Origin of the sequence: Streptomyces javensis, assembly GCF_039525925.1 — a bacterium.
GTDB classification, from domain to species: Bacteria; Actinomycetota; Actinomycetes; order Streptomycetales; family Streptomycetaceae; genus Streptomyces; species Streptomyces asiaticus.
In genome coordinates, this window is the sequence record NZ_BAAAIF010000018.1 from 24290 (window position 1) to 37691 (window position 13402).

Genomic DNA, 13402 nt, shown 5'->3' on the forward strand with positions numbered 1-13402 from the left:
CCGATCAGCTTGATCTGAGAGGCTCGTTCCATGACGGAGCGGGCTGGTGGTGTGCAGGGTGAGGTCGTCAGCCAGGGGAAGTACGCGCGTGTCGAGCGGGAGCGACGGTTCTTGCTTGCGGGGCCTCCGGCTCCTTCGTCGGTCACAGTCACTCGTGTGATCACGGATCGCTATCTGGTGGGGACACGTCTGCGTCTGAGGCGGGCGGAGCGCCCGGATATCGGCGGTTGTGAGCTCAAGCTCACCCAGAAAGTGCCTGCTGATCGGCCAGGTGCCGTGCAAGGGCTGATCACGAATACGTACCTGTCCGAGGCCGAGTACGACGTGCTCGCCTCGCTGCCAGCCGCGGTGTTGTCCAAGACGCGGTTCAGCGTGCCTCCCCTGGGCGTTGATGTCTTCGACGGTCCTTTGGAGGGCTTGGTCCTGGGGGAGGCCGAGTTCACGAGCGATGAAGAGGCGCTGGCTTTCGTGCCGCCTCCGGAGTGCGTGGCTGAGGTGACGGATGACGTTCGCTTCACCGGAGGGAGACTTGTCGGGGTTTCGCGGCGGGAGTTGTTGGCGTGGCTGGCCGAGTACGGAATCCGCCCGGAGGCTCCTCAGTAGTGGGGAAGGGGCAGGGGGCAGGTGCGGAGGTCGGTCGCGGGCCGTTTGGTGAGGCGGCGGGTGGTCTCGTCGTGGAAGAGGAAGGCCAGGATCTCCCACCTGTTGAAGTGCAGGGCCATGTTGTAGTTGCCGACCCGATCGCGCACCCACTTGAGGAGAGGGTCCGAACGGTCTTCCGGTTCGTAGCCTCCCAGAATGTTGCGGTGGCTGACCTCGTCGAGGAACGAGGCGAGCCCTCCTTTGCGTAGAGCGACGCGTTCCCAGTGGTCAGAAGCGAGTAGTCCGGACAGTCTCACGATCTCTGGATGGAAGCCGGCTGTGAGTGCGAGGTCGTCGGCGACGGGTTTGCCTGAGGGGTGGGAGAGCGCAGTGAGACGGCGTGTGACGGCTTCCTCCGGGTGGAATTCGTAGCGTTCTTTCCAGTCGAGGAAGATCTCTTTGGCGCTGTGGAACGCGAGTCCCACCCAGCGGCGTCCGTGGCGGGCGATGAGGTTGCGGTGGTGCCGCTGGGCGAGCACCGTGTCCGGGAGAGGAGTGATGTCCACCTGGTCCTCGGGCTGTTGGCAGCCGTCGCCTATCCAGAGCAGGTGGCGCAGGCAGACGTTGCGTTCGTGGGTCATCCAGCAGATCACCGGGCTGGTGATGCCGGCCCGGTGAACGCAGAATCGGCAGGCTGGCCGCTGTGCGTTGTGGCTGTCAGGCAGGGGACGGTCGATAAGGCCGGGGGTGTCGGTCCTTTTCGTTGCGATGAACTCGGGCAGGGCCAGGGTCAGGTGGTGTTCGGTGTAGCCGGAGACGGTGGCCAGCGGCGGTCGCAGCTCCGTGATCGGGGTCTTCTTGAGCATGCGGACGTCGAGCAGCGCGCGGAGTTCCTCAATGTCCAGGTGGTTGGCTGCGGCGAGCCGGGCCAGGAACGAGTCGACCGTCTCGTCCCGGAAGAGCGGGACGGTCCTGGGGAGGCGGCGGCTGGGAGGCATCAGCGGCTCCGCGCCCGGAGATAGAGAATGATCGTGGACAGACTGACCGAGGTGTCGTAGTCGTTCATCAGCCGGGTCCAGATCTCGCGAGGTCGGCATCCGCGGTCCGCCATGGGATCGATCACCGGCTGGAGCGGGGTCAGAACGGTGCCGGGCGGGCGTGGCCCGGAACGGGTTCGTGGAAGATCCCGAGTGAGTGCGAGTCGCACCGTGCGCTGGTCCAGGCCGTGCCGCGCCGCCAGCACGGGCAGTGGCAGGCCGTGCATGGCGGCATCGTCGCGGACGGTCCGGAGACGATCGATGTGTTCCTCAGGCCAGCCGGTGCGGACGGGAGCGGGCTTGCGGCGTCGTCGCGGAGAGCTCGCGTCCGCCAGCGCGTGCTGCAGAGCAGCCGCAGGGCGGCCGGTGGCGGCGGCGAGCCGGGCCAGACGGGGCTTGCCGAACCAGGTCGGCGGCCCGCAGAGGAAGCCGTGGAGGTAGCTGGGGGCGAGGTGGTTGGCGCGGGCCAGACGCCGGACGTACGAATCTGTACTCTCCCCCAGCCGCGGCCGGAGTGCCATCGGCAGCCGGGACGGTGCCGCTGTCATGCCCGGTTCACCTTCACCCGCTTCTGGTGACGGTCGGACTCGGCCGCGAAGTCCAGCGGGATAGCTTCGATCCCGGCTTTGGTGATCTTCTCGGTGCCGGTCAGGATCGCATCGATGGCCGCGCCGCGGATGGCGTGGGACAGGGCACCGATCATTCCGCCGGTGTGCGCGTGCAGCCAGCCGTCGAGCCGGCGCAGACTGCCCGACTGGTGTCGGCGCAGCAAGAGGGTGTCCTCCAAGGTGGCGACCAGGCTGCTCCAATCAGCTCCGAGCGGGAAAGGCGCCGTGCGGATCAGGGTGAAGCGTCCCGCGATCTGCGCGCCGCGCGTTCCTTCCAGCAGGCCCTTCTGATCCAGGTCGAGCCCGGCGTAGACGAACGTCGCGGGAATCCGTTCGGAGAAGTACTTGAGGGTGTCGGACACCTCGGCGCCGTTGCGGGTGGCCAGCGAGATGTTGTGGACCTCGTCGACCAGCACCAGGCTGCAGCGCGCGTCGATGAGGACGCCGACCACGGCTTCGATGATGTCCGTCATGTTCAGCCGGGTGCGGACCGGCAGGCCGAGGAACCGGGCGAACTCGGCCGCGATCATCCGTGCGGTCGCGGCGGGTGGGACGGTCACGTAGAGAGTGGGGATGCGGTCGGTGACGCCCGGGTGCCGGGCTCGGTCGACCAGTTCGTGGGACAGCCCGAGTTGAGTGATGGCGATGGACTTGCCGGTGCCCGCCGGTCCGGACACGAGCAGACCGCGGCGGGCGCCGCGCTCGTTCCGGTTCATCAGCACCTGACGGCGCCCGCAGGTTACGATGTGCCGGATCGTCGGAGTGGCCACCACCTGCGTGCGGGCGTGGTGGTCGATGCGGTCCTCGTCGTCCAGAGCCTGCCGCGTGTCGGTGAGCGCCCGGTACTCATGCTCAGCCAGCAACGGCGGCGGTGAGGGAGCGTCGGTGACGAAGTCACGCCATCCCTCCAAGGTCGTCAGCTGCAACTGGGCCTTTGCATCCCGCTCCGCCAGAGACTTCAAGGCCTGTGACTGCCCGGTGCTCATGAACGCCTCCAGGGATCCTCAAGCGGATCAAACAGGCCGAGCGGAATCACGTCGGCCACCTTCTCCGGTGTCTCGGACTCCCGCGCCTGATCCTCTTCGCCGGGCGGAGTGCTGCCCGGCGGCCTGGGATAGGCCGGATCGGCCGTGGCGCGCGTGCGGGCGGCAACCCGTCGGTCGCGCCGCCGCGACGCTGCCCGCTTCGGACAGTCCTGCGGTGGCGAATCCGGCCCCGCGGCCATCCGCCCCAGCAACTCGGCGGCAGCTCGGGCGATCTCCTCCTCGCCCGCGCCGGACGCGCCGCGCCCGGCGAGCACCTTGCGGGCCTGGTCCCAGGCCAGCTCACCCATCGGGACCGGAGCCGTGCGCAGATGCCGCCAGAACACCGTGATCCAATCCTGGGTGCGCGGATGCCGTACCCAGATGCGGGAGATGTCGTAGGGGTCGTAATGCACCTGCCATCGCCGTCCGTCCTGGCCGGAACCGGAGTACTCACGGCGCAGATCGCCCAGGTCCGGGCCGTCGTAGATCCGATGGTTGAGCTTGAATCCGTAAGCGTTCAGTGTGCGGCGCGTGCGCGGCAACAACTCGATGTACTCCGTCGGCGACAGCGTGACCGGGACGTGGCCGGCCGCCGCGACCAGCGCCGCGTACTTCTCGTTCGGGCTCAGCGGCCGGCCCGGCATCAACGGATCCCGCAGCCCGTCGTGCGGCCGGGGCTGCCACCGGGCCACGACCCACTCCTCCAGCAGCGCCTGCAACTGGTGGATGGACCACACCGCCTCGTGCTCCGGCTCCGTGCCGCGGTGCTCGGTGCTGCGGCCTTTGTGGCCGGGCAGGAACTGGGCGAACATCGACGCCACCGACCCCAGCGTCCGCTCGATGTGCGGCTTGTCCGTCGGCGTGTCCGGATGCGCCGGCTGCAGAGAGATCTCCAGCGTGTGGCAGGCCCGGCGGAAGGTGTCGGAGAGGAAGGCCCTGCCGCGGTCGCAGACGATCGTCTCCGGTGTGATCACCGGAACCGCGGCGGCCTGGGCCAGCCGCGCATCCACATCCAGCAGCGAGGCATGCGGCAGCACCGATCGCGTCATCCGAAGGGCCTCCGGCCAGCCCGGCCGCATCGGCTCCGGCGTCATCGCCCGCGCCAGCAGCAGCGCAGCATCCACCGCCTTCGTCGACGGCCGCAGCACCGCCGCTGCCAGCGTCCGCGTCGCCAGATCCACCAGTCCGGTCAGCTCGCAGGAGTCCACCGTGCCGTCGTCGTGCACCACCAGCACGTCCAGCGGCGTCGAGTCGATCTCCATCACCTCGCCCGGCCTGGCGGCGATCACCTGGCCGAACATGCGATCCGGCCGCTTGGCCAGTGACCGGCGCGTGCGGGCCGACTCCAGCGTGTGACGGCCCGAACCCATCACGGACAACAGCCGGTAGAACGTCGCCCGCGACGGCAGCGGCACCACACCACGGCCGTGCTCGTCCTCCAACACCCGCTCCAGGCGATGCCGTAATACCGCCCCGGACACCGTGGACCGCTCGGCCTGGTCCGCCACCACCTGTTCCAGCGCGGCCACCACGCGCGGATCCACTCGCCCCGTCACCTGCGGACGCAGCTGCCAACGCCCGTCGACCAGGCCGGAGAGTCCCTTGTCCTCGAACCGGGCCCGCAGTTGCTGGACCCAGCTCAACGACACCGACAGGCCGCCCTCCCGCAGCTCGGCAACCTTCGCGAGCTCCCGCTGCCGCAGCGATCGAACCGCAGGGTCGTACTTCTCGCGCACCGGCCTGTCCGGATCAGCCAGCGAGCGGCCGGTCAGCATCTCCACCAGATGGCCCTGCCACCATTCCGCCCGCTCGATCACGGCCTCGGGCAGTCCGTCCAGCAGATCCGAAGCCGATACCACCGGGCGGCCTGGAACTGCATGGAGGATCTCGAAGTCCTCCGACGCCAGCAGGTGCGGCAGCAAAACCGCCGCGACGTCCTGAACGTCGTCGACCAGCCGCACCAGCGATCCGGACAGAGCCGCAACCGTGTGCTCGCGGCCACTGAACCGGACCCGGTCACCCACCGACAGCAGCCGCGGACGCGTCAGCATCTCCGTCCCCTTCCCGCCCGATCCGGCCCTGCGACACCCAGGCCGACGGCGACAGCACCGCCGCTTGCAGATCCACGGCGAGCTGCTGACACCACAGCAGGTGGTAGAGCACTGGCAGTACCAGCACCGGATCGCCGACAGCCCGAGCACCGTGCAACAGCCCGGCTCCACTCACGAACACCTCGCGCAGAGCCGCCGCCGTCTCCTCACGCATCACCCGCGCATGGCGGAACCCAGCCAGCCAGTGCAGATTCGCCGCGAACACCGGCTCCAGGGCGCCCACTCTCTCGTAGCGCCAGCCGACCAACTCGCACGCATCCCGAGTACCGGCGAACTTCGCGGCATCACGCTCACTGATCCGATCGTCCGGCCGGACGTCCACCACAAGGCCCGTGCCATCAGATCGCCGCACGAAGAAGTCCGGCGTGTGCTCCAGATGCCCCTTCACACTGTCGTCCCAGGCCAGAGCGAACGGCTGGGCAGCCATGGCGATCATCTCGCGATCGAAGTCGAACCGCATGAGGTGATCACGCTCCAGCCAGGACTCGTAGGCGACGTGCCCCCGGCAGGTGGCCGACCAGTACCAGCCCGTGAAGTTGCGCTGCCCGCGATAGGCGGGAAAGGACCGCGATGGGTGGCCCGCCTCGAACCGTTGCGGCCACATCACACTCAGCGGACCCTGGCGGCGGGCGCCATCCGGCCCAGTCATCGTCACCCAGAAGTCCGCTGCATCCATCACGCCCTCCGCAACCAACGCCGACGCGGTACAACGAAGCTACGGAAGGCCAGGCACCGGTGCCCACGGAAGACTGAGACACGACACCGATTGCCCACAGACGACTGAGACACCGGTCCTTTTGCCCAGAGAAGACTGAGACTGCCCAGGGTCAGCTGAGACAGGACAGACTGATTGGCTACTCCGACCGAAGGTGCGAGACCCAGCCCAACGTGATTGCGGGGCAATCACCGGTGTGCGGCGCGTCTCGTGAGACGGCGGGTTCTGCATGCTGCTCCTGACTTTCATGCAACGCCCCTGGTGCGCTGCGGGGCTGGGGTCGATCGGCCGGCGCGCTCTGCGCGAGCTCGTTGGAGGGCCTTGGAGTGGGTGTCGGCCGCACGGAGGACGCGCTCCTGCTCCGCCTCCTGGACGTACTGGGCCTCCCGGAAGGCGGTCTGCGGTTCACGGAACCAGGCCGGCGTCGCCCGGGATGGTACTGACTGCTCGGCATCGCGGCGTGCTCGCTCGGCCCGTAACCGCTCCCGGATCTCGACGTACTCGCCAGACGTCGGCGGGGCAGCGCCTGGCGGAGCAGCCCGTGTCGGAACCGGTGGCGCCATGGCGGGCGTCGGCGAGGTGAGGGCGGGCGCAGCTCCCTTGCGTACTTCGATGCGGGCCAAGGGGTCCGCCGAACGCGGCGAGCTGTTTCCGCCGAGCGCTCGGTTGACATCGGCGACAACTTGTCGGTGTGAGAGCCGCAGGGTGGCGGCCCAGGCATCGGAGTCGCAGGCGACCGTCAGAGTCCGGGTCCGTTCGTCGTACGCGATGGCTCTCCAGTGGGCCGCTCGGTCAGCTCCTACGAGCGTGGCCCAGCGGTTGACGAGGTTGCCTCCATCGACGTCACGTTGCCAGCCCTGGTCGACGGTGAGCTGCTGCATGACGCTGCCCAGGGCTACGGGGTCGCGGCCATCACCCCGGGTCTTGCGTCGCCCCGCCTTGCGTTCCTTCTTTGGCTTCAGCCCTGCACGCCGGGCCGCTTCTTTCGCCTGGCGCAGCGCGATGCGGGCGAGGTCCGCCCCGCTCCCCGGCACCTGCTCGGTGGTCATGGCACCTCCGGAGGTGATTGCGGGGCAATCACCGACTCCCGTGCCGCAGGCCCTCGCGAGTCCTTCGGTGATTGCCCCGCAATCACGCCGAGGCCCGGGTGAGCGGTCAAGGCAGTGGAGCAGGGCCAGGGATGAACCTTGCAGGCGCGACACATCTGTCGAGCCATCGAGTCCGGGTCGACCGGCCCGTGCAAGTCAACTGCGGCGCGCAGTCGATGCAGTTGGTCGAGGAGGTCCTCGAGCAGGGGATCTGTTATCGAGCTGGCCGTGGGCTGTGAGGTCACGAAATGCTCCTGACGGCATCAGTGCAGGCGGATACGGGTGTTGTCGGAGTTCGCCGCCAGGGCGAGGCACATCTGGACGAGCTCTGCGCCGTACAGCTGGGTGGCGACAACCGGGCCGAGCGTGTCGTGGGCGGCGAGCACCAACGACGGGTCACCGCCGTGCTTGTACGCCGTCCACGCGTCCGTCACCAGCCGTCGCCGGGTTTCGAGGTCCATGTCGCCCAGGCCGTCGAAGACCGAAAGCTCCTCGCCGGCCCGCTGAGCCCGAGTCAGCTCCAGCGCGTCGCCGAAGTCGGCGTTGGGCCGCGCGCCGTGGGCTTGGTCGGCCTGGTGGCGGGCATCCCACTGACGGAACTGGTCGTCACGGCGAAGCTGGCCGGCGATGTACGTGTGCGGGCGCTCCGGGCGCCAGTCGAAGTTCACTGTGACGGCCGGGGAGATCTCCCGTAGCCAGCAGTTGATCTGCTGCTCGGTGCATCCCTCGGCGACCTTGTCGACCAGCACCCATGACAGCTCGCTGATCTTCGATCGCTGCGTCCAGTTGTGCAGCGGACGCAGACGACGCGCGAGGCGGTCAGCTGCCTGGTACACCGCGGCCGTCACACGGCGCCCCAGAATGCTGGTCCTCGGCTGCTTGCTCTTTCGGGCCCGCGCGCCGCGCGTAGCTTCTCTCTTCCCACTCACATCAGCTGCAGATACGTTCCCGGAACCACCACGAGAAGGGGGCGCAAGACGGTTTCCTGTCGACTTTCGGACGGCTGCCACAGCCTGCTCCCGGCCGGCCTCCGTGACGCCGATGACGGTGGCCTCATAGCCCTCGCCACGCAGCCGGTGCCCCTTCGCCGCGTCGTACGCCGGCGGGATAGCAGCGCCGTAGATCGTGGCTGTCCCCGTGTACCGTCGGCCCGGCAGCCGCAAGTTGCGCTTGCTGCCGTGCTCGAGCCACACCAGCGCCCCCAGCTCGCGGAGGTACGCCACGTGGCGCTTGACGTTGGACACCGACATCTTGAGGCGCCGAGCGGTGCCCTCGAGGTCGTACAGCACGATGCCGCGGCGGTAGTCCATGCGGCGGGCCAGATCGCCGACTACGCGCAGTGCGGTCGTCTTGGCCTTCGGGTGCAGATGTTTGGGGTGCAGCCCGGTGTCGATGAGCCAGTTGACGGCGCGGAGCCAGGCCCGTCGCTCGGCGCGGCGCGACCGGGTGTGCAGCACCTCCTGGGCCCGTCCGGTGACCTTCTCGAACTGAAGGGTCAGGACCTCATGAACGGGGGGGAGCGCGGTGGGATTGTCTGCGTATGTGTCGCCCGCAGGGGTGGCGGACAGCTCGATGCTGCCCGACTGGGCCGGGTCGAGCTGACAAACGGCAGCACTGTGCTGCATGATGGGCTAGTCGTCCTCTCCGGAAGGCGGCACAACGAAGCCCCCTTGTGGGTGCTCGTCGCCTCTCGCACAAAGGGGGCGGCAATACCGAAGTAGGAAGCCGACCGGGCCCTTTGGGCTTGGAAGGTGTGTGGTGAAGAGCAGGAACTCCGCCGTGAAGGGCGGTGAAGTCCCGACCGGGCCGAGTAGCGACCGGACCGAACGGGCCCTAGCAAGTCAGATCGATTGAGCGGCGAACTCTCTCGATCAACCCGCAGTGGCAGGTGGCCGCGTAGTTGGAGCGAGTGTCGGCGAAACACTCAGCTTCAGCGCAGCGGCCGCGGAGGAATCGTGATTGCCGGGCAATCACCTCCGCAGCAGAAATCACGTCATGCCAGCCCCCCTTCGGGGGAGACGCTGGCCTTCCCTCTTCCGCTGTGACAGGCGACTGGCGAAGTCGACCCGGAAGCGGCGGGAAGAGCGCGGAACGACACCAGACATGAGACGACCCACCGACGGGCACAGCGCGCGTGCGCTACCCGGGTGGGTCTCCCTGTGCCGTGCAGCGGATGCACGGGTACCATGGCTCATGCCTCGGCCGTCCCTAACTACGGTCTCGGCGCTCGGCCCCTGTTCCCCTCGGCCTGGACTCCGAGGGTTGAGAGCAGGGGCCATTAGCGTGCTCGGACTTGAGTGGCCATCAGAACCGTGATCCCTAAATATGGCCAGGGCTGAGCCTACCTCTGTGACGCCTGGGATTGCGACCACCTTCACTCGGTCGTGTCGTGACCGCGTTCCGCTGTTCGGCATGGGGGGGCAACCTTCCTGTTCAGACGGCTTGTAGGGCAGGGGAGTTGGGGGCATCGGAGGCTGTGGCCCGACGCCGGCCGCGAGCCCGGGTCCCGGCGTGTCGGCACGCAGCGCAAGGGCAGTGGCGCTTGACGTAACTCGCCTCGGTGCCGTGCTGCTCGACCTGGAGCGACTCGAGCACAGCGCGTCGGCGTGCTGCCTTCCCCGCAGACTGAGCCCCCGTCAGCGCCTTAGCGAACTGTGGGTCGTTGTCACGCAGGCGGTACACCGGCGTCCGGGACATCCCCAGCGAGGCGGCCGCCTCAGCGACCGTGGCACCACTGCTGATGTCCGCGAGCAGGCTCTCGATGCGCTCAGGGTCGGTCAGCGCCGCCGGCCGCCCGCGGCCCCGCCGGACAGACGCAGGGGCCGCGGATCGACTGGAGAGAGCCGGGCGGGCGAGGGGGACCACCGGTGACGTCATGCCGTCGCCCCGAGACCGGAGTTGTCAGCGCTACGGGCCGCTGTCGCTCGAGCCGCGGCCTCGAGTACGTCGGGAACCGATAGCTCGTCCGGGTAGAACCCGAGCTGCCGACACACTTGGGAATAGACCCAGCGGGTGTTCGGGTAGGGAATCGCCAGCAAAGAAGCGGCCTCCCGGACATCCGGTTGTTTCCGCAGGGCGTCCAACAGCGCGCGCTGCGTGGTCGACGGCGTCCAGTTCGGGACCGGGGTCGGGCGGTCGCCGCGGTTGGCCACGCGCGCCTGGCGCTTCTTCGCGGCCCGGCGCTCCGCTCGGCGCTCCTCGGAGGTCATCCCGCCCCACACGCCGTACGCCTCCCACCAGCCACTGCCGCCAAGGGCGTAGGCCCGGCAAGCGATACGCACGGGGCATCCGGTGCACACCCGCTTGGCGGCCAATGCCTTGGAGGGCCGGTAGAAGATGTCCGGGTCGACGAGCGGTTCGCCAAGGGGGTCCGTGGCGGCGCAGGAGCGGCTGGGCCAGGCGGGGTGGGCTTCGAGTTCGGAGAGGGCTGTCTTCTCGTCAGAGTGCGAAATCACGATCCTCATTCCTCGCGGGCCTGAGCCTGATTGATCACGTCCGTGGCCGCGGCGAGGACCAGTACCTCGTCCAGCTCGGCACGGACACGGCGGTGCTGAGCACGCTCGAGCACTCGGTCCAGTCGTTCGCCGGCCAAGGCCCGGTCGACCCTGCGGCGGTGCCACCACAGGGCCGTAGCACCGGTCAGCACCGCGGCGGCAACGCAGCGGATGCGCATGGGAGTTCACCTCCGTCCAGGGCGCGGTAGGGGTAGGGGCCAAGTTGACCCGGCGGTCGGGCATCACGCTGCTCGCTGCTCAGCGTTGGCCTGCTGGCCGCGGGCGTACGCCCGGGAGAGACGGAAGGAGACGAGGTCGCCGAGAGTCGTCAGCTGCCCCTTGTGGTCGACGGCGGCCATCCCTGCCGCCCGGCGCTCCTGGATTTCGAGGGCCAGCTGGGACAGCGACTCATATGTGGCCTCTCCGTCGTACGCGCGGTGCAGCATGTCGACGCGCGGAGCCCGGTCGATTCCTTCGTCGGCCCACTTCCTGAGCTCAGCGCCGACGGCGACGGCATCCGTGAAGACCTCGTTGGCCAGGGTGGGCGCAGCAGACTTCGTGACCACCAGTTCGTGGGTCGGCAGCAGGGACGCTGCGAAGTCGACGTCGTACTCGAGGCCGTCGCGCGCTTCGGCGCGCATGCTCACCCGGGTGGGCACCGTCCGCCCTGCGGCATCGGTGATCAGTACTGACTCCAGGCGGTTGCGCAGGATGCCGACGACGTGGCCGGGAAAGCACTGCACCGCCTCGATCATCTGGCGTTCCAGGGGCCGGACCTCATCCCATGCCGCATCCTTGCCGCCCTTGCCATTGCGGTGGGCGACCTGGTCGCGGACGCCTTCGGGACCGCTCCAGAACGCAGACCAGCTGGCGATGATGACCACGTCGTATGAGGCTGCGGCGTACAGCGCCAGGCAGAGGTCCCTCGGATCGAACGAGGTCATCTCTGTGACATCAAACGTGATCTCGTCGGCGTACTGCCGGGACCTCCCGCGCTCGGTGTCGATGACAGCGATCGTGGTGCCCAGGGCGGACGCCATCCGCAGAGCGGAGATCAACCGGCCTGACCCGGGCGGCCCGTCGAGGAGCGCACGTAAGGGACGGGCTTCCTTCGCGGCTTGTGCGAACTGGAATTGGGCGTGTGGAACCAGGCCGCCCGCGGACGCGGGGGCCTCGGCGGCGGTCGCCATAGGTGGGTCTCTTCCTATGAGGTTGTGGCGTCGCGCGGCAGGCCGGTGTCGGCTTCCAGCCCGGTTCACCCGCGCGGTGCTGCTACTCCGGCGCCGGGTGCAGCGTGGTGTCGTCGGCGCAGTAGTCGTCACGCAGGTACTGAGTGATCACCCGGGACGGGTTGACCAGGAAATTCAGCCGCTCTTTGTCTGCCTTGCAGCGGGACTCGATGGGCGCCCAGTCCTCGTCGCTCATACGCAGGCTCGCGCTCGGCAACGACTTGGTCGGCTTCTCGCCAGGAGCCCGGCGAGGGGCCCGCTTCGGCTTGACCGGCTCGATACCGCCGTCGATGTACCGCTTGAAGCCGTCGCGCATGACGACAGCGAGGTCACGCCTTTCGGACCGCGCCTTCCGCTCGGCGGCCTCCTTGACCTCCTGTGGGATGTACAGCGGACGGGGCGGCATGTCGTTCTCCGCATCTCGGACCGCCCACACGGCGCGGCCGGCGGCCTTGGCCAGGGCACCGAAGGCGGCGGAGTCGCCGATGAGGATGCCGAAATCAGAAACGATCTTCGCTGCGCCGCCCTCGGCGGTGACCTCGTAGGAGGTCTGGTCGGTCAGTCGAATGACGGGGGGCTGCTCGTCGGCCACAGCGGCGGGTCCTCTCCATGGCGGGGCGCGCCGGGCTCGTGCCGGCGCGGTGGGGATCGACATTGGTGTCCTCACTTTCGCAGAACGGTGCCAGATCTCCGGCTGGTGCATGTCGCCCCAACCGTCCCGGCGGCCCCACGATAACTAAAACCCTATACGTAAGCAACGGGTTTCAGCTATGGTGTGGTCCGTCCAGCCCACCATCACCCGCAGTTCTGTCGAAGAGGACCACATGACCCAATCCACCGCGACCGTGCCCGCCTGGCTCAGTGCCGCCGTCGTGGAGTACGAGCAACAGCAGCTCACCGAGCGCGCCAACCAGATCATGCACCTCCAGCGGCTCGCCGAGAACATCAACAGCCAACTCAACAAGCTCGGCATCGAACCGCTGAACCCCGCCCACGTCGAGGCGGGCCGGCTGCGGGGCGCTCTCCTCGTCGGACCCGATTTCGACGAGGGCACCTACGAGGTGCGCGCCTTCTGGGACGAGACCAGCCAGCAGATCGAACTGCACACCGCCGACTGGGAAACCCATAACCCGCAGTACGGCAGGGTGCGCCTGCTGAACTCCATCGCCGACATCGCAGCCGCGCGCCACGAGACCCCCAAGCCCCCGGCTCCGCACCGTCACCTCGGAAGCGAGGCACTGCGCGCCATCGACGGGCTGAACGCCGACCGCCTCAACAACCACCAGGTCGAGGCCATCGTGACCGCGGTCAACGGCCTCACCGCCGCGGTGCTGCACATCGGGCAGCTCATCAAGCAGGTCAACGACCGACCCTGATGGATGCGCAGGGGCCGCCACCTCAGGTGACGGCCCCGCAAGATCCACACGCCGCGTACGGCGCGGCAAGCGTATCGGATCTTCGTTCCAGCCAACAGTCCCGATTTCGCAGCCGCTGATTGCCCCGCAATCAACCT

General features: G+C 68.4%; 13 protein-coding genes. 2 read left to right on the plus strand and 11 right to left on the minus strand.

Features of this window, described 5'->3' with window-relative positions:
- Positions 1 to 156: 156 nt before the first annotated feature.
- A complete protein-coding gene (locus ABD329_RS18295; RefSeq protein WP_309142592.1) occupies positions 157 to 603 on the plus strand; it encodes a CYTH domain-containing protein in 447 nt (148 codons plus the stop codon).
- Here the strand turns inward: ABD329_RS18295 and ABD329_RS18300 are convergent.
- From ABD329_RS18300 to ABD329_RS18350, 11 genes are all read right to left on the minus strand, one after another.
- Positions 597 to 1580, minus strand: coding sequence for a TniQ family protein (locus ABD329_RS18300; RefSeq protein WP_198274943.1), 984 nt, complete (start codon positions 1578 to 1580; stop codon positions 597 to 599). The genes ABD329_RS18295 and ABD329_RS18300 overlap by 7 nt on opposite strands.
- On the minus strand, positions 1580 to 2167 hold the full coding sequence (locus ABD329_RS18305) for a TniQ family protein (protein ID WP_198274942.1): 588 nt from the start codon (positions 2165 to 2167) through the stop codon (positions 1580 to 1582). The genes ABD329_RS18300 and ABD329_RS18305 overlap by 1 nt, the downstream gene beginning before the upstream one ends.
- Entirely contained in the window at positions 2164 to 3213 is a 1050-nt protein-coding gene (locus tag ABD329_RS18310; RefSeq protein ID WP_198274941.1) for a TniB family NTP-binding protein, read from the minus strand. Before ABD329_RS18310 ends, ABD329_RS18305 begins: the two co-directional genes overlap by 4 nt.
- Positions 3210 to 5303: a Mu transposase C-terminal domain-containing protein gene (locus ABD329_RS18315; protein WP_198274940.1), complete on the minus strand. Its 2094-nt coding sequence runs from the start codon at positions 5301 to 5303 to the stop codon at positions 3210 to 3212. Before ABD329_RS18315 ends, ABD329_RS18310 begins: the two co-directional genes overlap by 4 nt.
- Positions 5269 to 6057 (minus strand): TnsA-like heteromeric transposase endonuclease subunit, encoded by a 789-nt coding sequence (locus tag ABD329_RS18320; RefSeq protein WP_246618104.1) that lies wholly within the window; start codon positions 6055 to 6057, stop codon positions 5269 to 5271. The genes ABD329_RS18315 and ABD329_RS18320 overlap by 35 nt, the downstream gene beginning before the upstream one ends.
- A gap of 266 nt (positions 6058 to 6323) precedes the next feature.
- Entirely contained in the window at positions 6324 to 7127 is an 804-nt protein-coding gene (locus tag ABD329_RS18325; RefSeq protein WP_198274939.1) for a DciA family protein, read from the minus strand.
- A gap of 302 nt (positions 7128 to 7429) precedes the next feature.
- On the minus strand, positions 7430 to 8791 hold the full coding sequence (locus tag ABD329_RS18330; RefSeq protein WP_198274938.1) for a hypothetical protein: 1362 nt from the start codon (positions 8789 to 8791) through the stop codon (positions 7430 to 7432).
- A 1248-nt stretch (positions 8792 to 10039) separates the two neighbouring features.
- On the minus strand, positions 10040 to 10621 hold the full coding sequence (locus ABD329_RS48240; protein ID WP_425574350.1) for a WhiB family transcriptional regulator: 582 nt from the start codon (positions 10619 to 10621) through the stop codon (positions 10040 to 10042).
- 5 nt (positions 10622 to 10626) lie between these two features.
- Positions 10627 to 10839 (minus strand): hypothetical protein, encoded by a 213-nt coding sequence (locus ABD329_RS18340; RefSeq protein ID WP_198274936.1) that lies wholly within the window; start codon positions 10837 to 10839, stop codon positions 10627 to 10629.
- A gap of 63 nt (positions 10840 to 10902) precedes the next feature.
- The gene (locus ABD329_RS18345; protein ID WP_198274935.1) at positions 10903 to 11850 is read right to left on the minus strand and encodes an AAA family ATPase; all 948 of its coding nucleotides are present in this window, start codon (positions 11848 to 11850) and stop codon (positions 10903 to 10905) included.
- Between the two features lie 82 nt (positions 11851 to 11932).
- Positions 11933 to 12481: a hypothetical protein gene (locus ABD329_RS18350; protein WP_198274934.1), complete on the minus strand. Its 549-nt coding sequence runs from the start codon at positions 12479 to 12481 to the stop codon at positions 11933 to 11935.
- Between the two features lie 232 nt (positions 12482 to 12713).
- Between ABD329_RS18350 and ABD329_RS18355 the strand changes: the two genes are divergently transcribed.
- Positions 12714 to 13265: a hypothetical protein gene (locus ABD329_RS18355; protein ID WP_198274933.1), complete on the plus strand. Its 552-nt coding sequence runs from the start codon at positions 12714 to 12716 to the stop codon at positions 13263 to 13265.
- Positions 13266 to 13402 lie beyond the last annotated feature (137 nt).

What these genes read in the sequence shown, in the direction of transcription:
- ABD329_RS18345 (WP_198274935.1), bottom strand. Translation starts at nt 11,850, where the DNA reads ATGGCGACCGCCGCCGAGGCCCCCGCGTCCGCGGGCGGCCTGGTTCCA.
- ABD329_RS18305 (WP_198274942.1), bottom strand. Translation starts at nt 2,167, where the DNA reads ATGACAGCGGCACCGTCCCGGCTGCCGATGGCACTCCGGCCGCGGCTG.
- ABD329_RS18330 (WP_198274938.1), bottom strand. Translation starts at nt 8,791, where the DNA reads ATGCAGCACAGTGCTGCCGTTTGTCAGCTCGACCCGGCCCAGTCGGGC.
- ABD329_RS18325 (WP_198274939.1), bottom strand. Translation starts at nt 7,127, where the DNA reads ATGACCACCGAGCAGGTGCCGGGGAGCGGGGCGGACCTCGCCCGCATC.
- ABD329_RS18340 (WP_198274936.1), bottom strand. Translation starts at nt 10,839, where the DNA reads ATGCGCATCCGCTGCGTTGCCGCCGCGGTGCTGACCGGTGCTACGGCC.
- ABD329_RS18355 (WP_198274933.1), top strand. Translation starts at nt 12,714, where the DNA reads ATGACCCAATCCACCGCGACCGTGCCCGCCTGGCTCAGTGCCGCCGTC.
- ABD329_RS18300 (WP_198274943.1), bottom strand. Translation starts at nt 1,580, where the DNA reads ATGCCTCCCAGCCGCCGCCTCCCCAGGACCGTCCCGCTCTTCCGGGAC.
- ABD329_RS18310 (WP_198274941.1), bottom strand. Translation starts at nt 3,213, where the DNA reads ATGAGCACCGGGCAGTCACAGGCCTTGAAGTCTCTGGCGGAGCGGGAT.
- ABD329_RS18315 (WP_198274940.1), bottom strand. Translation starts at nt 5,303, where the DNA reads ATGCTGACGCGTCCGCGGCTGCTGTCGGTGGGTGACCGGGTCCGGTTC.